Here is a 20,116-nt window from a genome sequence, read left to right as displayed (position 1 = left end):
AGGCTATTCTCGACTCATGAGTGATCCCGGCGCCGCTGCCCGCATCAGTCCGCTGCAGAAGGCTGTGTGGTGGGCGCAGGACTATGTGTACGCCGCAGGCTGGCAGGTCCGCGGATTTTTCTCGCGCGTCCAGCCGGCGTCCTTCCGTAACGGGACCCGGGCACCCGTGGTGATCATTCCCGGTGTTTACGAAAACTGGCAGTTCATGATGCCGCTCATCCAGGCCATCCACGACGCCGGGCACCCGGTGCATGTGGTCACGGTGCTCCAGCGCAACAAGCTGAAGGTGCCGGACGCCGCCAAACTGGTGGCCCAGCACCTGGAGGAGGCGGGGTTGCGCGATGCCATCCTCGTGGCCCACAGCAAGGGTGGACTGATCGGCAAGTACACGATGCTGTCCCTGGACCCGGAACACCGGATCGACCGGATGATCGCTGTGTGCTCGCCGTTTTCCGGCTCGCGCTACGCCCGGTACATGCTGCTGCCCAGCCTGCGGATCTTCTCGCCGCGGAACGCCCTGACCCTCCAGATGTCCCGAGAGTTGACCATCAACAGCCGCATCACGTCCCTCTACGGGCCGTTCGATCCGCACATTCCGGAGGGGAGCGTGCTGCCCGGGGCCACCAACATTGAGCTGCCGGTCGCCGGGCATTTCCGCATCCTTGGGGACCCCGCGACGGCCCGCATCATTGTGGAGCAGCTGAACCTTCCGGACTGACAGTGTCCGCCGCGTGGCCCGGTGCTGTTGCTGCGTGCGGCGCTTCTGCGGCGATGTGCCGGGCAATGAAGGCCGCGTCCCTGCCCACGCCGTTCACCATCGAGGAAGCCAGCGACTGCTGGAAGGTGGCCCCGAGGAAATACAGTCCCCGCGTTTTAGCGATGCCGCGTACCTGCTCCGGCTGCCCGTCCGGGCCGAACACGGGCAGGTCAATCCACGCCAGGTCCGGCCGGAATCCGGTGCACCAGATGACGTTGGTGATTTCAAGGGTTCTGCCGTCGGCGAGCAGCGGGCGGCCGTCAATGGCGCCCTCCGTCCTGGGCACGCGTTCGACGCCGGCACGCACCAGGTCACGGTCCTTCACCCTGACCAGTGGCCCGCTGTGGGCGAGGATGTGCGGGAGGGCTTTCCGCCCGGCGGGCGTGTTGAGGTTCAGGACGTGTGAAAAGGCGAAGAAGACGGCGAGGCTGAGCGGGCGTGCCGCCACGGCGTCGATAGGCCAGGGGATCTGGCCCGGGTGCCGGCCGGAGAGGTACGTCTTGCGGGTGGACGCGAGTTCAAGCGCGACCTCGGCTCCTGAGTTGCCTGCCCCGACCACCAGGACGGGGCCCGGTGCCAGGTCTTCCGGGCTCTGATAGCTGGCCGCCGTGAGTTGCCTGATGGCCGGGCCGAGCTGCCCGGCGAAGGCCGGCACCTTTGGCTTGCGGTCCCAGCCCGGGGCGACCACCACGTTGTCCGCCTCCAGGCGTTGGCCGTCAGCTTCGATGGTGAAGCTGTGTCCGTTGTGGCCGAGGCGCGTGACCCTGCGATTTGTCCTGACGGGCAGGTTGAACGTCTGCGCATAGCTGCTGAGGTAGTCGGCGAATTCTTCACGCGACGGGTAGGACCAGGGCGGGGCGGGATAGCGGCTGCCGGGAAAAGCGTCGTACCGGGCCGGGGTGAAGAGCCTGAGGGAGTCCCAGCGGGAGCGCCAGCTGTCCCCGGTCCGTGGGTTCTCATCGAGGATGACGTAGGAGCGTTTCAGTCGCGACAGGTGGTAGCCCATCGCCAGTCCTGCCTGGCCTCCGCCGATGACCACGGTGTAGAAGTGCTCTGACATGATGCCTGCCCTTCCGCCCGTGGTCCGCTGGGTTTGCGCCTTCTCTGCGGTCCCGGGGCGCCTGCTACAATTCATCCGAATGTCATTCGGATGAATTAAGGGTAGGTCCGGCGATGAGTGGAGTCAATGCCCCTTCCCGCGGCTACCACTCGCCGCGGCGGAGGGAACAGGCGGCAGCCACCCGCGGCATAGTGCTCGCTGCGGCACGCGAGCGTTTCGTGGAGGAGGGTTACCGCTCCACCACCGTGGCGGGCATTGCGCGGCGGGCCGGGGTCGCCGTCGACACCATCTATGCCACCATCGGGCGGAAGCCGGACCTTATGCGGGAAGTGGTGGAAACGGCAATCTCGGGCACCGGCCAGGCCGTGCCCGCTGAGCAACGGGACTACGTGATCCGCCTGCGGGAGGCCAACGGGGCAGCCCGGAAAATCTCGATCTACGCCCACGCGTTGGCCCGCATCCAGCCCCGCCTGGCGCCGGTCTATCTTGCCCTCCGCGATGCCGCCGGCACCGATCCCGACTGCGCGGCGCTCTGGTCCGAGATCTCCGAACGGCGGGCCGCCAACATGCTGAAGTTCGTGGAGGACCTTGCCGCCACCGGCGAGCTGCGGACGGACCGACCCGCCGCCGAACTTGCCGATGCTGTCTGGAGCATGAACGGGCCCGAGTACTGGGTGCTGCTGGTGGGCCAGCGCGGGTGGGAGCCCGGGCAGTTCGCCGAGTGGCTGTCAGATGCGTGGTGCCGGCTGCTGCTGCGCGCTCCGTGAGCTGTGAATCGGATAGAAGTGCAGGTCAGACCTCGGTTGAACTTTCAAATACCTTGAGCCTTTGTTGACTCTTTACCCCCTCGCTTCCTGAGGTTGGGCGTGCAATGTGGTCCCCAGTTAGACCACAGCACACCAACCAAGTCTGAGGGGACACATCATGAAGAACAGCACGCTGGTCAAGGGAACCGCTGCCATCGCCGTCGGCGCTGCACTGCTGCTGGGCGGCGGGGGCACGCTGGCCGCTTGGAACGATCAGGCAACCGCAGCTCCGGGTAGCATCGTCTCCGGCGATCTGAAGGTTGGTCTGAACAGCGCTCCAGGCGTTTGGACTGACCGTTCGGGCACCGACATCACATCAAAGATCAAAGATGGTACCTACCTCGTAGTTCCAGGCGACCTGCTTACCTTCAAGCAGGATCTGGATGTCACGCTCACAGGGGCCAAGATGGCCGCAAATATCACTGCAAGTGGTGCAAATGCGACTAACGGCTTTGTTGGAGACAGCGTCACTGTCTCTGCTCCGACCTTGACTGTGGGCGCTGATCCTGTAGCCAATCCTCTGACGACGTCGAAAAAGGTCACGGCAACAATTACTTTCGCCTTCAAGTCGACAACGACGGATCGGGTCGACGTCAACAAGACCTACAACTTCAACAACGTTCAGTTCACCTTGTCCCAGGTGCTGCCGGCTGGTGCATAGTTCGAATTGGCGGGTGCCTGAACAGTCACCCGCCAATGAGGACCGAAAGTGATAACAGGACCAGGAGGGGACCATGCGCACGAAGCGCAGGCTGCAGGCGGCAGCTTTGGTCGCCGTCGCGGTGGTCCTGGGCTTGTTCGCCGTCCAGGGGACCTATGCGCTCTGGAATGCTGTGGCGTCGGCGTCTCCGGGCACCATCACGTCGGCGTCATTCGACACAACGCTCCAAGCCGTCAACACCGGCGCGACGACCAACATGACGCTTGCGGACGGGAGGACGGCGGCAACTTTGACACTGTCGCCCGCTGGGGTCCTTGGCCCCGGCACCTCGGTCTACGGCGGGGTAGTGGTCACCAACAACACCAATGCCGGCGGCCAGTTCAACACCGCCATCACGGCAGGGCCGCCGAGCGTGGCAAACCTCAACGGGGGATCACTCGCTACCTACATCAGCGTCAACGCGAAGGTGGCAGCCTCGTCCGCGGATTGCAGCAACGCGGCCGGCTTCGCGGCTATCAGTGCGGCAGGGCTGGTCTCGCCCACAGTGGCCAAGGGCGGGTCAACGGTCTTCTGCTTCCAGGTCAGCCTCAGTTCCAGCGCCCCATCATCAGTGAACGGACAACCACTGAAAGGACAAGCAGTGACTATCCAAACCACGCTCACGGCACGTCAATGCGGGGTGCCCAGTGGCTGCTGACCTGACCGAACGCCTTCTCGGCGGCGCAGCCGAACCGTCGAAGCAGCGGACCGCGGCTAAGGCGGCCATCCCGAGAAGTGGAAGCAAACGCAAAACTGCGTGGGCCGCCGTCGGACGCTTCCTGAGCATGGCCGCCATGCTGGTGGCGCTGTTCGCAGCCCTGGTCCTCATCGTGGTACCGGTGGCCACCGGCTCGCAGACCTACACGATCCTGACCAAGTCCATGGTCCAGAAGTACCCGCCGGGTACGTTCATGGTGATGAAGCCCGCGCCGTTTGACGAACTCAAGTACGGCGACGTCATCACCTTCCAGCTCTACTCGGGCCGGCCGGACGTGGAAACGCACCGGATTGTCGGCTTCGGTTCCACCCAGCAGGGCGAAAAGACCCTGATCACCAAGGGCGACAATAACGGTGCCAACGATCCCGAGCCGGTCCGCGCCATCCAGGTCAAAGGCAAGCTGTTCTACGCCGTACCGTACGTGGGATTCGTGGCGAACTTCCTGGGGAATTCAGACCGTGGGACGTGGACAGTGGTCGCTGCGGTGGCGCTGATCGGCTATGGGGCCATCACGGTGTACACGTCCCTACGCAAGGACCGCAAGCGTGATGACCAGGCAGCCGAGGCTGCATAGATGGCACGGTTCCGGGATCTTCCAGGTGCGGCGCTGGCCGTCGGGGCCTTCGTGTTTACGGTGCTGCTGGGTGGTGGCGTTGCCTCGGCGTCGGCGCTTTGGCAGCAAAGCGCGACGGCGACCATGACCGTCACCGCATCCGGGACCTGGTCCGCGCCCGTGTTCAGCACGACCGGATGTGTGGCAGGAGATACCGCCAACAAGACCATCCAGCTGAGTTACTCCAGCTCGTCCGAGGTGCCGTCGAAGATTACGCTTTCGGCTGCCGCCTCGGGTGGCGCCTACGGCACCAGCGCGGACCTGACTGGTCCCTTCAATACTTCCGGCAGTTTCACGGTTTCCGGTGACTCAGCAATCTTCAGCCAGATCACCAGCAGCTCTGCGACGGTCAAAGTGGTCGCTACATTCACCACTGGTACCCAGTCCATCGTGGTCAACGTCCGCCTTGATACAGGGACCGGAAACAGGAAGGTCTACTGCGCCTGAGCCTTCCCCGCCGGCTCGGCGGAAGAAGGTGCCGCTGCATCCCCCATGCAGTGGCACCGTCTCCTGCCGAGCTGGTTCCCGGGATCTTGGCGACGCGCAAAGGCATCTCCGACCGGCATCGTCCGTGACGCTCCTGGGATGTGGGCCGCACAAGGGAATAAGCGCGTCGAGCAAGGAAGAGCGAGTCGCAGGGGGCTGCGGGCCGCGGCATTGAAGAGACGCGTCGAGGAGGGAGATCCGCTTCGCAGCCCCGCCCGGTCCGTACACTGGCACCATGTCATGCCGCATCAGTGAACTGGTCCTGAACTGCACCGACCCGGAGGTCCTCGCCCGGTTCTGGAGCGAAGTCCTCGGTTATGTGGAGCTGGACCGGGAAGACGGGGCGATCGAGATCGGGCCGGAAACCGGGTTCGGCGGAATGCAGCCCACCATCATCCTGAGCTCCAGCAGCAACCCGCGGGCGGGCAGGCTTCCGCTGCATATCGACGTCAACCCGGTGGATCGGGACCAAGCCGCGGAACTGGAACGGCTGCTGGCCCTGGGGGCCCGGCCGGCCGACGTAGGACAGGCCGGCAGCGAGCAATGGCACGTCCTGCAGGACCCCGAAGGAAACGAATTCTGCCTGCTGCGCAAGCGGCTCGAGCCCTAACCAAGGGACTGCCGCGCGCTGGAAAAGCGGGGATGCCTGGTGGAGCCCACTTCTAGACGCCGCCCAGGCACCAAGAACTATCCACCGCCACCATCAAGCGCGGGCACCCCAAATCCTCAAGGTTGGCTCAAGACTTCCCGGCAATAGGCCTGCCATGCTACGGAAACGGGTGCCCTCCTGCACTCTTGCGCGGCCGGGCCTTTTCTGCCGCGCGAGTCCGGCATAGGGTTTGGGGACAGCCAGTATCAAGCAGCGGGTGAACGGGCCGAAGGACATTCCTGCAACGGAGCAGGGGCTGGAAGAGGCACACATTGAGCGAGTTGATGTTGCTGGCCATGGGTGGACTGGCCAGGGAAGTGCTGGCCGCCGTCCGGAACAGCGGGCAATACGACGTCCTGGGGATCCTGGACGATGACCCGGAACTGCTGGGCACTACCATCGGCGGCGCGGTGGTGATGGGCGCGCTCGCTGACGCGCCTGCCTTCACCAAAGCACTCTTTACCGTATGCATTCCCTGCGGGCGGGACCGAGAAGACCTGGTGGACCGGCTTTCCCTCCTCGGCGTGCACGAGGACCGGTACGCCACCGTGGTGGACCCGGACGTCCGCGTCCCCAAGGATTCCCGGATCGGAACTGGCAGCATTGTGATGCGGAACGCCACCATCGCCCCGCAGGCCCGCATCGGCCGGCACGTGCTCCTGAAGCCGCACGTCAACGTGGGGTACCGCGCCAGCGTGGATGACTTCGCCACGCTGCATCCGCGCGTCTCGGTAGGCGAAGGCGCGCGGATTGGACGGGCGGCCCACCTGGGCATGAATGCCGGGGTCGGCGACGGGGTGGCAGTGGGGAACTACTCCCGCGTCGAGATGCGCTCAGCCGTGATGCACAACGTTCCGGAGCACGAAACGTGGGCCGGCGTGCCCGCCCGCCGGGAGGCCGCACCCAACGATTAACCCGGACTATGGACCCTTACGGGGCAGGCATGGAAACGCTACATTGTAGCTACTCGCGGGGGCGTTGTCCGTTCCCTGCCACCGTTACTGAGGGAACAACGTGGAACTGTTCAGCGATAAACCGGCACTCGCCGCGGCCGCCCTGACCAGGCTTGTTGCCGCGGACATCGAAACCAAGGGCCGCCCCGCCGGCAGCCTGCAGGCGTACCTCAGCGACCTCGTGGTCCGGAACGGCCCCAGCATCGTGGAGGAGTTGGCCATTGAGCTGGCACGTCAGCACCTGGCCACGCTCGACCGGCTGGCCAAGGCCACGGGCCGGCCCGCCGCCCGGTACCTGGATGAGATTGAGCTTGCCGCAGCCATGGAGGAAAGCAAGGGAAGGGATTCCGGAGACCCCCGGCGGTGAGCGGCTACCGCCTGGTGGCGTCCCGGCGTCGTGCGGCAAACGCAAACAGCGACGTTGTGGCCACGGTGGCCAGATACCCCGCGATCACGATCAGCGAGATACCGGCCCAGAAATAGTTGGTGGTGCTGGATTCCTGCCACGGGCTCGGTGCGATCCGGATCAGCGAATAGACCGCAACTCCGGCCGAGGCCAGGCCGATCAGCACCGGCAGGGTGAGCCAGATCCGGGCAGAACCAATATGGTCTCCGAACCCGTCCCACTCGTTCCACGACCCGCGCCGCAGGATCAGCCAGCCCGCAGGAATCATGAAGGCGCCCACCAGCAGGAACGCGGCCACCACGTCGGCCGGCCGGTGCCACTGGTTGATCAAGGTGGACACACCGGATGCGATGGCGAAGGAGCCGCCAATAAAGCCGGCCATCGGGCGCCAGCGGGGTGAGGCCATGAGGAACACCGCCGCCGCAGCGGACGCGGCCAAAGTGGTGTGGCCGGAGGGCAGCGAGTTCAGCTCCAGGGTCAGGACCCCCTTATCAGGCCGCGGCGGCAGCAGGTCCTTCAGCACCTGGGTAGCCACGTTCGCTGTGATGCAGGCGGCCACGGCAATCCCGGCTTCAGCCCAGTGCCGCCGGATCACGGTGACAAACAGGACCACGACGGCGGCCATCACCAGTGAAATGGTGGGCAGCCAGTCGAGGAACTGGGTGGCGGCCTTGCCGGCAGGTCCATGGATCTGCACCGCTTCCACCAGCGCGGACTCATCGATGAACTGGCCGGTGGTGGTCTGGACGAAGAAGTAGTAGGTGGCAACCAGCCCGGCGATGCACGCGACGGTGGACAGCACGAACAGGAACGCCGAGCCGGGGGCAGGCCGCGCCGGGGTCCTGGTGGGGAGTTGCCGTGAAGAAGTCATCGACGTTAAGCCTGACACAAAAAGCTGGCAGGCCGCTCAGGCGGGAGGGTTGACCGGGTCCAGCCGGGGAACGGCAGCGGCGGCCACCAGCAGCGCCAGTGCGCCGAGCCCGAACGGCAGGGCCGTGGCCGTGGCGATGGCCCCCACCAGCAGGGGTCCGCCGGCATCCCCGAGTTCGCGCCCCAGCTCTGCCGAGCCCATGGTCCGGCCCATCCGCTCCGGCGGGGTCGTGTCCGCCAGGTGCGCGAACCCCAGCGGGGTGGCCACGCCAATCCCGCACCCGATCAATGCAGCCGCGAAGAAGATGGTGACCACTCCCGGAGCGGCCGCCACCAAAGCGATGCCCGCGGCAACCAGGAGCAGGCCCGTCGTCGTGCCCTTGTTGTCGGTGACGGCGTGCCGGTCCCGCAGCCTTCCGATCCACGGCTGCGTCAGCACCGAGCCCAGTGCCACCACGCTCACCGCGGCCGTGCCGGCGAAGGCATCCATGCCATGGCGGGTGGCCAGCGCGGGGAGGAAACCGACGGCGGCACCCAGCGCCCCGGTCGATGCGGCAAGCACCAGCGTGGGGACCAGGAAACGGCGCTCGCCCACCTGCCGCGCCAGGTCCATCACGGTGTACCGCTTCCGCGGCAGCGGTGCCAGATGCGGTACCGACACCAACACCCAGACGGCAGTGGCCGCCGCCAGCGCGGACAGGGTCCCGAAGAGCAGGGAGAACCCTCCGGCCAGGATCAGCCCTGCGCCCAACGGGGGCCCAATGATGTAGCCAAGGCTCTTCCAGGACCCATAGCGGCCAAAGTAGGTGCCCGCCTTTCCGCCGCGGGCCATCCTTGCCACCATGGCGGACGACGACGGCGAAAAGGCGGAGGCCGCGGCTCCCTGTCCGAGCCGGGCCAGGGCGAGGACCAGCGGGTCGGCTGCGCCGAGGCCAACCAAGGACATTGCGGCGAAGGCGAACAGGCCGCCGACGATGACGGGCTTGGCGCCAATGCGGTCGCTCAGGGCGCCGAACACGGGTTTCAGGAACACCTCGGCCACGTCGTAGAGGGCCAGGAGGATGCCGAGGTTGAGCAGGGTCAGGCCGATGTTTTGGCTCTCCGCGCCCAGCCCCGCCGCGATGCTGTGGGCCCCGAAAGCCGTGACGAATCCCGCCCCGTACAGTGGGGCCGTTGCGTGGCGGGTGGCCTGCGCGCCTGGCAGGGCACTGTCGGAGCTCATAGCTGGGACTTTAGTACCTTCACAAAGTTGTGAAAACTTCGAAGACTTGAATCATGAACACCGTTGTCCAGACAGCGAACCTGCATAAACATTTCGGCCAGGTCCGGGCCCTCGACGGATTGGACTTGGAAGTCCAGCGCGGCGAAATCCACGGCTTCCTGGGCCCGAACGGCGCAGGAAAATCCACCACGCTCCGCGTCCTCCTGGGCCTGGCCAAAGCCACCTCCGGGTCCGCCACGGTCCTGGGGCTCGAGCCCTGGACCCAGGCCGTGGAACTGCACCGCCGCCTGGCCTACGTCCCCGGCGACGTCCGGCTCTGGCCCAACCTGTCCGGCGGCGAAACCATCGACTTGCTCTCCCGGCTGCGCGGCGGCACAGCGGACGGAGCCGCGTACCGCCGCCGGAAAGACCACCTGTGCCAGGTCTTCGACTTCGATCCGGCCAAGAAGGGACGGGCCTCCTCCAAGGGCAACCGGCAGAAGGTTGCGTTGATCGCAGCACTGGCCACCGAAGCCGAGCTGTACCTCCTGGACGAGCCCACCAGCGGCCTTGACCCGCTCATGGAGGAAGTGTTCCGGCGGGAGCTGCTGGCCGCCGTCGAACGCGGCGCCACGGTGCTCCTATCCAGCCACATCCTCTCGGAGGTGGAGGTGCTCTGCCAGCGCGTGAGCATCATCCGCGCCGGCAGGATTGTCGACGGCGGCACACTGGACTCCCTGCGGCACCTCACCAGGTCAGAGGTTTCCTTCGCCGCGGACGGGCTTGACCCAGAGGCCCTGGCCCGGCTGGGTGCGGTGCATGACCTGGCGCTCGACGCCGGGCGGGTCAGGTTCAGTGCCGATTCGGACCGGATCGCAGAGGTACTGCCCGCGCTGGGTGCCTTGGGTGTGCAGGGCCTGACGATCGTCCCGCCGTCGCTGGAGGAGCTGTTCCTGCGGCACTACGGCGACGCCCCGGCCGCCGAAGGGGCCCAAGCCGGCGCCCCCGGCGAAGATCGTCACGGTTCCCGGCGGCACCTGCTCGGCGCGAGGGGGCGGGGCTGACATGGGCGTCCTCCTGGTCCTCTGGGGCCAGCGCCTGCGCCGGGACCGCTGGCAGCTGGCAAGCTGGGCCGTGGCCATCGGGGCATTCGCGCTGTTCGCGGCCGCAGCCGTCACCCAGACCTACGGCAACGTGGCCAGCCGCACCGAGATCCTGCAGGTGGCCATCGCTACGCCCGCCATCCTGATGCTGCGCGGCCTTCCGCGCGGAGCGGACCAGGGAGCCTTCACGTTCTTCCTGATCTTCGCATTCCTGGCCCTGCTGGCCGGCCTGATGAGTACCTTCCTCGCCGTGCGCCACACCCGCGCTGACGAGGAGGCCGGCGCCGCCGAACTCGTCGCCGCCACCCCCGCGGGCCGGCTGCTGCCCTACACCGCCACGCTGCTGCACGGCATCACGGCCAACATCCTGGTGGCGCTCGCAGTCTTTGCCGGGTTCGCCGCCCAGGGCCTGGACCCGCAGGGTTCCCTGACCGCCGGAGCCGCAACGGGCGCCGTCGGCTTCGCCTTCCTGGGCGTGGGACTGCTCGTGGCCCAGTTCATGGGGACTTCACGCGGGGCGAACGGTGCCTCTGCCGCGCTGGTGGTCCTGGCCTACGTGCTCCGCGGGATCGGGGACGCCACCGGAACGCCCGGAGCGTCCGGGACCACCATGACCGAAGGCGCCGCCAGCTGGTTCTCACCCATCGGCTGGGGCCAGCAAACCTTCGCCTACTCCGGGAACCGCGCCTGGCCGCTGCTGCTGGTAGTGGGGCTCGGCGTGGCCTGCCTCGCGGCGGCGTGGCTGATCATGGGCGCGCGCGACGCCGGGGCGAGCGTCTGGGATACCCGGCCGGGACGGCCCGGGGCCCGGGCCGGGCTGCGGAGCCCCGCGGCGCTGGCCCTCCGCCTGCAGTCAGGATCGATCATCGGGTGGGGGCTCAGCGGCCTGGCCCTGGGGCTGTTGGCGGGATCGCTGGGGAAGGCGATTGCCGCCGTCGACACCCCCGACACGAACATCACCGCGGTGCTGCGGGCCATGCTCCAGTCGCAGGGAACCTCGCTGACCCAGCTCATGGTCTCCGTGCTGTTCATGATGGCCGGGGTCCTTGCCGCGGCATGCGCACTGCAGGCGGTGATCAGGCTGCGGCAGGAGGAAGCCGCCGGGACCGCCGAACTGCTGCTGTCCGCTCCGGTGGGGCGGGTCCGGTGGCTTTCCGGGTATCTGCTGCTGGGCGCGGCCGCCGTGGTGCTGGTGGTGGGCCTGGCCGGGGTCGGGGCGTGGGCGACGCTCACCGGCGCCGGAGATGCCTCCATGCCGGCCGATGCCCTGTGGCAGACCGCCCTTGCCCAGCTGCCGGCGGCCCTGATCTACCTCGCAGTGCCCGCCCTGGTGTTCGTCCTGTGGCCTTCCGCCACCGTCGCCGCCAGCTGGGGGCTGCTGGCCCTGGGCGTCATGCTGGGTATTTTCGGCGGCATGCTGGGCATCGACCAAAGCCTGCGGGACCTGTCCCCGTTCACCCACACGCCCGTGCCGCGCGGGGACGCGACAGACTGGAGCGGAGCATGGTGGATGCTGGCCATTGCCGCGGTTGCCGCTGCGCTGGCAGTTGTGGTGATGCGGCGCCGGGAGGTGGGTTCGGCATGAGCGCCGACGCCGGGGTGGCCGCCCTGAGCGAGCTGCCGGGCGATCCCGCGGCCACGGGCACCGCCACGCCCACCGCGGCTGCCGCCGAACGGACGGCGGCCGCGTTCGCCGCTGCGGGGTTCCCCAAGATGCCGGCCCGGACGCTGTTGGCGCTGGTGTCCTCGGAACAGGGGAGCCTCACCGCGGCAGAGCTTTCGGAACGGCTGGGGGCCAGTGCCGCGGCAGTCTCCGGCGCCGTGCGGTACCTGCAGACCGTGGGCTTCGTGCACCGGATCTCGCAGCCGGGAAGCCGCCGCGACCTGTACGCCCTGCATGAAGACGAGTGGTACGTGGTGTCCATGCGGAACAGCCCGGTTTACGAAAAGCTTGCGGCCCTGACGGACGCCACCGCCGAAACGCTCCCGGAAGGATCCCCGGCACGGGCCCGGGTGGCGGACATGGCGCGGTTCTACCGGTTCCTCAACTCACGGATGCCGGCCCTGCTGGACGACTGGGAACATGAGCGGGAGGCGGCACCATGACCATTATCGACAACGCGGTCTACGTGAACGGGCTCCGCACCGAGGACCCGGAAGACCTCGACGAGACGTACTTCCTGCTCCGGCAGCGCGAGGGGATGGCCTGGATTGGGCTCTACCGGCCGGACGCGGAGGAACTGCAGTCCGTGGGCGAGGAATTCGACCTCAACGCCCTGGCCGTCGAGGACGCGCTCGCCGGCCACCAGCGGGCCAAGCTGGAGCATTACGGCGAGTGCTTGTTCCTGGTGCTTCGGCCCGCAAGGTACCGGGACGACGTGGAAAAGGTGGACTTCGGCGAAATCCACGTCTTCGTGGGCGATGAGTATGTCGTCACCGTCCGGCACGCAGAATCCCCGGACCTGGCCAAGGTCCGCCGCCGCATGGAGGCCATGCCGGAGTTCCTGGCCCTGGGCCCCGACGCGGTGCTCTACGGGATCCTGGACCAGGTGGTGGACGAATACGAACCCGTGGTGGCGGGCCTGGAGAACGACATCGACGAAATCGAGGACGACCTCTTCGGGGCCGATCCCGACGTGTCCCGCAGGATCTACGAGCTGTCCCGCCAGGTCATCACCTTCCAAAGGGCCACCAGCCCGCTCGCCGGGATCCTGCAGGCACTGATCGCCGGAACTCCTGACCGCGACCAGGCAACGGAACTCCGGGACCACTACCGGGATGTCCTGGACCACGTCATCCGGCTCAACGAACGCGTTGCCTCCTTCCGTGCCCTGCTGCAGAACGCCCTGGCCGTCAACGCCGCCCTGGTGGCCCAGCGCCAGAACGATGAAATGCAGCGCATGACAGAGTCCAGCTTTGAACAGAATGAACAGGTCAAACGCATCTCCTCCTGGGCTGCCATCCTGTTCGCACCCACCCTGGTGGCGTCCATCTACGGCATGAACTTCAGCAACATGCCCGAACTGGCCTGGACCTACGGCTACCCCTATGCGCTGGGCCTGATGGTGGCCATGGGCCTGGTCCTGTACCTGGCGTTCAAGCACAACAAGTGGATCTGAACCCGGCACGGAGGGGGTTCCAAGCTTCGTGTCCTACCATGGGCTAGAAATCCTAAGCTTGCTTATTAGTTGGGTGGCTTTGCAAATCTTTGGGATCCGCCTACCGAAAGAGAGGACAGCATGGACCACAACGAAGCACCCCTGTTGGACGCGCTTGCCGAGTACCACCGCCTGGACCGATACGGGTTTACCCCGCCCGGACATCGTCAGGGGCGCGGTGCGGATCCCAGGGTCCGGGATATCCTCGGGGCCGACACCTTCCGCGCCGATGTCCTCGCCTCGGCCGGCCTGGATGACCGTTCGTCCTCTGGCGGCTACCTGAAGAAGGCGGAGCAGCTCATGGCGGATGCAGTGGGTGCGGACCAGGCGTTTTTCTCCACATGCGGCAGCTCCCTGTCGGTGAAGGCGGCGGTCCTGGCCGTGGCCGCGGGCAAGGGCGACCTGCTGGTCAGCCGGGACGCGCACAAGTCCATCACCGCCGGGCTGGTATTTTCCGGGATCCAGCCGCGCTGGATCCCGCCCCGCTGGGATCCCCAATTGCACATCGCGCACCCGCCGTTAGCCGCGGATGTGGAGGAAATGTGGGAGCGCTATCCTGACGCCGCAGGGGCGCTGATCGTCAGCCCCACTCCGTACGGGACCTGCGCGGACATTGGGGCCATCGCCGAGGCGTGCCACCGCCGCGGGAAGCCCTTGATCGTCGACGAGGCGTGGGGCGCGCACCTGCCCTTCCATGACGGCCTGCCCACCTGGGCGATGGACGCCGGCGCCGATGTCTGCGTGGTCTCGGTGCACAAGATGGGTGCGGGCTTTGAACAAGGCTCCGTTTACCACGTCCAAGGCGACCTGGTGGACCCCGCCCACTTGTCCGAGTGCGCGGACCTGCTGATGACCACCAGCCCCAACGCCATCCTGTATTCGGCCATGGACGGCTGGCGGCGGCAGATGGTTCAGCACGGATCCGAGCTCTTGGGCAATGCCCTGGACCTCGCCACCCGGCTGCGGCGGGACCTTGATGGACTTCCCGGGATCCACGTGCTTGAGGACGAGCTCCTGGCCGCCGAATCCTCGCACGACCTGGACCGGCTGCAGATCCTGATGGACCTCTCCGACCTCGGCATCAGTGGCTACCAGGCGGCGGACTGGCTGCGGGAGAACTGCCGCATCGACATGGGCCTCAGCGACCATCGCCGCATCATGGCCACCTTGTCCATGGCAGACGACGACGCCTCGGCCCGGCGGCTCATGGACGCGCTGCAGGCCCTCATCAAAGCAGCCCCCACCCTTCCTTCACCTGCCCGGATCGACCTGCCCTCGCCGTCGGACCTGGAACTCGAGACCGTGGTCCTGCCACGCGACGCCTTCTTCGGGCCCCGCGAGGATGTTCCCGCACGGGAAGCGGTGGGGCGGGTGGCCGCGGAGCAGATCACTCCCTACCCACCGGGGATCCCCGTCATAGTGCCGGGGGAGCGGATCAACGAAGCCGTCATCGAGTACCTGGAATCGGGCCTGAAGGCGGGCATGGTGCTGCCGGACCCCGCAGACCCCTCGCTGGGCACCATTCGGGTGGTGCGGGAGCGCCCGGACCAACCCTGACTCCGGCGTACAGTAAACAGCATGCCCAACCCCGGTTCCCCGCCTGCCCCTGACGGCCCGCCCCCGGCAGTTCCGCCACTCGAAGAGCTGTTGGCGGGAGCTTACGTGGTCACCCTGCCCATGCGGGTGAAATTCCGCGGCATCATGGAACGCGAATCCCTCCTGCTGCGCGGTCCCGTGGGCTGGGGCGAGTTCTGCCCGTTCCCGGAGTACGGCGACGCCGAGGCCTCGCGCTGGCTGGCCGCCGCCATCGAGGCGGGATGGCACGGGTTCCCGGCCCCGGTGCGGACGTCGGTTCCGGTCAACGCCACGGTTCCGGCCGTTGCCGCAGACAGGGTCCCGGAGGTGCTGGCACGGTTCGGTCGGGTGGACGCCGTCAAGGTCAAGGTGGCGGAGCAGGGGCAGTCACTGGACGACGACGTTGCGCGGCTTCACGCCGTCCGCTCCGCTTTGCCGGACGCTGCCATCCGCGTGGATGCCAACGGCGGGTGGGACGTGCCCGGCGCGGTGGAGGCCCTGATGCGGATGGCAGCGGTGGGCCTGGAATACGCCGAGCAGCCGGTGCCGTCCATCGAGGGCCTGGCCGAAGTCCGGACCCGGCTGCGGCACGCCGGCACGCCGGTGCTGATCGCGGCGGATGAGAGCGTCCGGAAGGAAACCGATCCCCTCCGGGTGGCCCGGGCCGGCGCGGCGGACCTGATCGTGGTCAAGGTGGCGCCGCTTGGGGGAGTGCGGCGTGCCCTGGACATCGTGGCACAGGCCGGGCTTCCCGCCGTCGTCAGTTCCGCCCTGGACACCTCCGTGGGCATCCGCGCCGGTCTGGCCCTGGCCGCCGCGCTGCCCGACCTGCCGTACGCCTGCGGCCTGGGCACGGTGTCGCTTTTTGAATCCGACGTCACGCTGGATCCCCTGGTGGCCGACGACGGCGCCATCCGCCTCCGCGACGTGACCGCCGACGCCGGGCTGCTGGAGCGGTTTGCGGCGTCCGCGGACCGGCGGGACTGGTGGCTGGCCAGGCTCCGCCGGGTCCACGCCCTCCTCGCCCCATCGACTGCTCCGTAGGATTGTCGGAGAGCTGCAGGGCTTTTATCATGGTTTCACCGGTTCCTCCCTGCACCGAACAGGGACGTTACTTAAGGTCGCGAGTGCCATGGTAAAGAAACCTTTCTGGCATCAGGCGGAAGAATCAAGAAAGCCGGAAAAGCCCGGGGAGCATCACCGGATGCATCTGGCGGAATGGCTGAGGCGGGAAGACGAGGGCATTGAGCGCGCGTCCAGCAGTATCTTCCTCAGCAGCCGTGACCGGCCGCTTGCGCCGGAAAGGACCTGCATCCAGGGGCACGAGATCCTGCCGGGGGAGGACCACTGCTCGCACGGGCATCCCGTGGGTTAGGTGGCCGGCCAGTTGATCGGGGATTGATGTTTCCTCACTTGGCCGAGGCGCACAGCCGGTCCAGGGCTTCGTTGAGGGTTGATTCGATCTGGCCGACAAGGAGTTCGCGCTTGTTCTGGGTGGACTCATCCTCCAGCTCAGTGGGGAGCGGCGGGGTGGTGATGGTCATCGCGGCCTGGTAGCGCCCGTCGCTGCTGCTGACCGCCACAGTCTGGTAATCCCAGAAGAGGCCCCTGCCTACGTAGCGCGGCTGACTGGAGCAGCCGTCTGCGTGTTCCCACAGACCCAGACCGTACGGTGCGGTGACGGTCTTCGCCTTCATCTCGGCCAACGACGCCCCAGAGATTGCCCGGCCCTGGAAGAGGGCGGCCATGAAGTGGTTCATGTCCTCCACCGTCGATACGGCGCCCACGGCCGGCGAGCCGGCATTGAAGATGTTGTCCGTGGTATCGATCCGCTCACCCCGCAAAGTCACGTAGCCGTGCAGAAGACCGGACTCGTTCGGGGAGACGTGGTCCAGGGTGGTGCTCTTCAAACCAAGCGCGCCAAAGATCTCCTCACGCATGACGGTGGCAAAGGGCTGATGCCGGAGTTCCTGGACCAGCAGGCCGAGCGCGAGGTAGTTCGTGTTCGAGTACTTGAAAGACCCCACGCTTGACTCGGTCCATGGCAGGGTCCCGGCCAGCTGCAACCCTTGCTCCATGGTCAGCGTGCGGGAGAGGACCGGGCGGAAGTCAACGTCGCGGGGCAAAGCGTCGTTGGCCTCCGGCATGCCCGACGTGTGGCTGAGCAATTGCCTGACAGTGATGGGACCTGGAGGCTTAAGCGCGGTGGTAAACCCGGGGATGACATCATTCACGGGGTCGTCGAGGCCGATGAGGTGGTCGTCGACGAGCTTCAGTACCGCCACAGCGGTCATCGTTTTAGTGACGCTGGCGATCTGTACACGGTCAGATGGCTGCGCCGGGGTTCTGGTCTCAAGGTCGCGCATGCCGATGGCCTTGGACCACTCACCGTCAGGCCATTTGACCTGGACGACGGTGGCCACTGCGCCGTCGTTCATGAACAGCCGCACCTGGTTCTCCAGTGAACTGAAGGGGCTGGGGTAGCTTGAAGAAGGGACGGGCTCGTCTTGAGTGTAGGTACAGCCGGTCACCGCTAGGACGGCGGCGATGACCGCCCGCCGCCAGGCAGGCCTGTTCGTGCTCATGCCGGGTCAACCGCCCTGGACAGGGTGACAATACTGGGGCCGTCTGCGGCGCCGCGTCCGGCCAGACCTGCGGCGGCGCCGTCCGCCCAGCATTCCAATTTTAATTCCTCCCGGCGGGAAGGGAAAGCAGTTTCGGGAAGTTCACCCAAGCCCTGGATTGGGGCGGTACCACCGGCGGTAACCGGCGGAAACGTTCCCGCAGGTCACGGGCGGTTAACGTTAACTTCATCAAATGGATGGGTTCCGGTAGGACGCGGCTGGAAGGGTGGGCGGGCACCCCAGAGAGATTCCTTGGAAGGTTCCCCATGTCTGAAACTGCCCGCAAGTTCACCCTGCTGCCCATGCTCGGCCATACCAAGGGCAAGCGCAGCCCTGTCACCTGTGCGCTCAAGTGCGACAACGCCTGCGCCGGCGACGTCTGCAACACCAGCTCCAACAGCTACTTCCGCGACATCGCCTCCGCAACCCTGTCCCGCCGTGCCGCCCTGGGCCTGGGTGCCGCCGGTGCGCTCGCCGTCGCCCTCGGTTCAGCCGTGAGCTCCGCCGAGCCTGCCTCCGCCGCTGGCCTGTCCAAGGCCGCCAAGGAAGGCTTCGGCAACTCCAAGCTTCAGTTCACTGCCATCAAGCCGGTCGACAAGGCCGTTGATGCCTTCACCGTGCCGGAAGGCTTCACCTGGCAGCCCATCATCCGCTGGGGCGACCCGCTGTTCAACGATTCCCCGGAATTCGACCTGGACAACCAGACCGCAGCTGCCCAGGCACGCCAGTTCGGCTACAACAACGACTACACCGACATCGTGGAAATCCCCGGCAGCAAGGGCCGCCGCGCGGTGCTGTTCACCAACCACGAGTACACCAACGAAAACATCATGGTTCCCGCCGGCTACGACGCCAAGGAAACCCGCGCCATCGGCCGCGCCGCCCACGGCCTGGCCGTGGTGGAGCTCGAACGCAAGAACACCACCAAGCCGTGGAGTTACGTCAAGGGCGCGCCGCTGAACCGCCGCTACCTCTCCGACACCACCTACGAACTGACCGGCCCGGTTGCCGGCTCGGCACTGGTCAAGACCGTGGCAGACCCCTCCGGCCGCGCCATCAAGGGCACGTTCGGCAACTGCTCCGGCGGCACCACCCCCTGGGGCACCATCCTCTCCGGCGAGGAGAACTTCAACGGCTACTTCGTCGCTGGGGGCACATCGGCCGGCGACAAGCGCTACGGCCTGACCGCCAAGCCCACGGCACGCCATTGGGAACTGGACGACCCCCGCTTCGACACCCGCAACCCCGGGTACGAGAACGAGTCCAACCGCTTCGGCTGGATCGTCGAAGTGGACCCGTTCGACCCAACCTCCACCCCCAAGAAGCGCTCCGCCATGGGCCGTTTCAAGCACGAAGGCGCCAACGTGATCGTGGCCGAATCCGGCCACGTGGTGGCATACATGGGCGACGACGAGAAGTTTGACTACCTCTACAAGTTCGTCTCCAAGGGCAAGTACGTCGAAGGCGACCGCAGGAACAACATGAACCTGCTCTCCGAGGGCGACCTCTACGTGGCCAAGTTCACCGGCAACTCACCCGCCACGGAAATCACCGGCACCGGCGCGCTCCCCTCAGACGGCGCGTTCGACGGCACCGGCGAATGGCTGCCGCTGGTGGTCGGCGGCAAGTCCGCCGTGGCGGGCATGTCCGTCGAAGAGGTCCTGGTGTACACCCGCCTGGCCGCGGACAAGGTGGGCCCCACCAAGATGGACCGCTGCGAGGACGTCCAGCCCAGCCTGCACACCGGCAAGGTCTACGTGGTCTGCACCAACAACTCCGACCGCGGCACCGGCACCAAGGAAGGCGCCACGGAGGTCAACCCGCGCACGCAGAACCGCGACGGGCACATCGTGGAAATCACCGAAACCGGCGACCAGACCTCCACCAAGTTCAACTGGACCCTCCTGATGGTCTGCGGCGATCCGGCGCAGGGCGACGTCACCTACTTCTCCGGCTACCCGGCGGACAAGGTCTCGCCCATCTCCTGCCCGGACAACGTGGCCTTCGACACCGTGGGCAACCTCTGGATCTCCACCGACGGCGCGCCCTCCGGCATCGGCTACAACGACGGCCTCTTCAAGGTCACCCTGGACGGCGCCGAACGCGGCAAGGTGGAGCAGTTCCTCTCCGTCCCGCGCGACGCAGAAACCTGCGGCCCGGTCATCCACGACGACGAGCGCACCGTGTTCGTCTCCGTGCAGCACCCGGGCGAGGAAGGTACCTTCGAGGCTCCGCACTCCTTCTTCCCGGACTACGTCCCGGCAGGCACGACGCCGGCCCCCGGCCAAGTGCGCGCGCCCCGTCCCGCAGTGGTCCAGGTGTTCCGCGGCTAATATTCGGGACCTCCGGTGATTGAGCCTGTCGAAATCTGACGCGCCATCACCTTTGGCCGCTTTTCGCTGAACGCCCGCCCATCTTCCGCCCCTTCCGGGGGAAC

20 protein-coding genes are annotated in these 20,116 nt (G+C 66.9%); 16 read left to right on the top strand and 4 right to left on the bottom strand.

Annotated elements, in window-relative coordinates:
* Positions 1–16: 16 nt before the first annotated feature.
* On the top strand, positions 17–718 hold the full coding sequence (locus ACFVTD_RS03360; RefSeq protein ID WP_387558001.1) for an esterase/lipase family protein: 702 nt from the start codon (positions 17–19) through the stop codon (positions 716–718).
* Here ACFVTD_RS03360 and ACFVTD_RS03355 read toward each other — a convergent pair.
* Positions 687–1,817, bottom strand: coding sequence for a flavin-containing monooxygenase (locus tag ACFVTD_RS03355; protein WP_387557998.1), 1,131 nt, complete (start codon positions 1,815–1,817; stop codon positions 687–689). The two genes, ACFVTD_RS03360 and ACFVTD_RS03355, sit on opposite strands and share 32 nt — an antisense overlap.
* Before the next feature lie 113 nt (positions 1,818–1,930).
* Here ACFVTD_RS03355 and ACFVTD_RS03350 point away from each other — a divergent pair, with 113 nt between their 5' ends.
* The 8 genes from ACFVTD_RS03350 to ACFVTD_RS03315 all read left to right on the top strand — a co-directional run bounded on the left by ACFVTD_RS03350 (position 1,931) and on the right by ACFVTD_RS03315 (position 7,109).
* Positions 1,931–2,584 carry a TetR/AcrR family transcriptional regulator gene (locus ACFVTD_RS03350; protein WP_387557995.1) on the top strand — a complete coding sequence of 218 codons (654 nt, stop codon included), beginning with the start codon at positions 1,931–1,933 and terminating at the stop codon, positions 2,582–2,584.
* Between the two features lie 157 nt (positions 2,585–2,741).
* Positions 2,742–3,284, top strand: coding sequence for an alternate-type signal peptide domain-containing protein (locus ACFVTD_RS03345; protein WP_387557992.1), 543 nt, complete (start codon positions 2,742–2,744; stop codon positions 3,282–3,284).
* Positions 3,285–3,357: 73 nt separating this feature from the next.
* Positions 3,358–3,981, top strand: a complete 624-nt coding sequence (locus ACFVTD_RS03340) for a SipW-dependent-type signal peptide-containing protein (RefSeq protein ID WP_387557989.1) — start codon at positions 3,358–3,360, stop codon at positions 3,979–3,981.
* The gene (locus ACFVTD_RS03335) at positions 3,971–4,615 is read left to right on the top strand and encodes a signal peptidase I (RefSeq protein WP_387557987.1); all 645 of its coding nucleotides are present in this window, start codon (positions 3,971–3,973) and stop codon (positions 4,613–4,615) included. Before ACFVTD_RS03340 ends, ACFVTD_RS03335 begins: the two co-directional genes overlap by 11 nt.
* Entirely contained in the window at positions 4,616–5,101 is a 486-nt protein-coding gene (locus ACFVTD_RS03330; protein ID WP_387557984.1) for a hypothetical protein, read from the top strand.
* Between the two features lie 274 nt (positions 5,102–5,375).
* Entirely contained in the window at positions 5,376–5,750 is a 375-nt protein-coding gene (locus ACFVTD_RS03325; RefSeq protein WP_387557982.1) for a VOC family protein, read from the top strand.
* Between the two features lie 311 nt (positions 5,751–6,061).
* Positions 6,062–6,703, top strand: coding sequence for an acetyltransferase (locus ACFVTD_RS03320; protein ID WP_387557979.1), 642 nt, complete (start codon positions 6,062–6,064; stop codon positions 6,701–6,703).
* 100 nt (positions 6,704–6,803) lie between these two features.
* Positions 6,804–7,109 (top strand): hypothetical protein, encoded by a 306-nt coding sequence (locus tag ACFVTD_RS03315; RefSeq protein WP_387557976.1) that lies wholly within the window; start codon positions 6,804–6,806, stop codon positions 7,107–7,109.
* A gap of 4 nt (positions 7,110–7,113) precedes the next feature.
* On the opposite strand, the gene ACFVTD_RS03310 is transcribed toward ACFVTD_RS03315, so the two are convergent.
* Together ACFVTD_RS03310 and ACFVTD_RS03305 are read right to left on the bottom strand one after the other, a co-directional pair.
* Positions 7,114–8,019 carry a phosphatase PAP2 family protein gene (locus tag ACFVTD_RS03310; RefSeq protein ID WP_387557973.1) on the bottom strand — a complete coding sequence of 302 codons (906 nt, stop codon included), beginning with the start codon at positions 8,017–8,019 and terminating at the stop codon, positions 7,114–7,116.
* A 36-nt stretch (positions 8,020–8,055) separates the two neighbouring features.
* The gene (locus ACFVTD_RS03305) at positions 8,056–9,240 is read right to left on the bottom strand and encodes an MFS transporter (protein ID WP_387557970.1); all 1,185 of its coding nucleotides are present in this window, start codon (positions 9,238–9,240) and stop codon (positions 8,056–8,058) included.
* Between the two features lie 53 nt (positions 9,241–9,293).
* Between ACFVTD_RS03305 and ACFVTD_RS03300 the strand changes: the two genes are divergently transcribed.
* The 6 genes from ACFVTD_RS03300 (at position 9,294) to ACFVTD_RS03275 (ending at position 16,099) form a co-directional block, all read left to right on the top strand.
* Complete coding sequence (locus ACFVTD_RS03300; protein WP_387557967.1) at positions 9,294–10,283, top strand: ATP-binding cassette domain-containing protein; 990 nt, start codon at positions 9,294–9,296, stop codon at positions 10,281–10,283.
* 1 nt (position 10,284) lies between these two features.
* Positions 10,285–11,907, top strand: a complete 1,623-nt coding sequence (locus tag ACFVTD_RS03295; protein ID WP_387557965.1) for an ABC transporter permease — start codon at positions 10,285–10,287, stop codon at positions 11,905–11,907.
* On the top strand, positions 11,904–12,428 hold the full coding sequence (locus ACFVTD_RS03290; protein WP_387557962.1) for a GbsR/MarR family transcriptional regulator: 525 nt from the start codon (positions 11,904–11,906) through the stop codon (positions 12,426–12,428). Before ACFVTD_RS03295 ends, ACFVTD_RS03290 begins: the two co-directional genes overlap by 4 nt.
* Positions 12,425–13,441: a magnesium/cobalt transporter CorA gene (gene corA / locus ACFVTD_RS03285; protein WP_387557959.1), complete on the top strand. Its 1,017-nt coding sequence runs from the start codon at positions 12,425–12,427 to the stop codon at positions 13,439–13,441. Before ACFVTD_RS03290 ends, corA begins: the two co-directional genes overlap by 4 nt.
* Positions 13,442–13,561: 120 nt before the next feature.
* Positions 13,562–15,037 carry an aminotransferase class I/II-fold pyridoxal phosphate-dependent enzyme gene (locus tag ACFVTD_RS03280; RefSeq protein ID WP_387557956.1) on the top strand — a complete coding sequence of 492 codons (1,476 nt, stop codon included), beginning with the start codon at positions 13,562–13,564 and terminating at the stop codon, positions 15,035–15,037.
* Between the two features lie 21 nt (positions 15,038–15,058).
* On the top strand, positions 15,059–16,099 hold the full coding sequence (locus ACFVTD_RS03275) for an o-succinylbenzoate synthase (RefSeq protein ID WP_387557953.1): 1,041 nt from the start codon (positions 15,059–15,061) through the stop codon (positions 16,097–16,099).
* Positions 16,100–16,464: 365 nt separating this feature from the next.
* Here the strand turns inward: ACFVTD_RS03275 and ACFVTD_RS03270 are convergent, their stop codons facing one another.
* The gene (locus tag ACFVTD_RS03270; protein WP_387557950.1) at positions 16,465–17,640 is read right to left on the bottom strand and encodes a serine hydrolase domain-containing protein; all 1,176 of its coding nucleotides are present in this window, start codon (positions 17,638–17,640) and stop codon (positions 16,465–16,467) included.
* Between the two features lie 305 nt (positions 17,641–17,945).
* On the opposite strand from ACFVTD_RS03270, the gene ACFVTD_RS03265 reads away from it, so the two are divergent.
* A complete protein-coding gene (locus tag ACFVTD_RS03265) occupies positions 17,946–20,012 on the top strand; it encodes a PhoX family protein (protein ID WP_387557947.1) in 2,067 nt (688 codons plus the stop codon).
* The last annotated feature ends 104 nt before the right edge of the window (positions 20,013–20,116 follow it).

This window comes from Pseudarthrobacter sp. NPDC058119 (assembly GCF_042884655.1).
Taxonomy (GTDB): Bacteria; Actinomycetota; Actinomycetes; order Actinomycetales; family Micrococcaceae; genus Arthrobacter.
The sequence above is the reverse complement of the archived record's forward strand: the minus strand, read 5'-3'. Positions and strand labels throughout refer to the sequence as shown.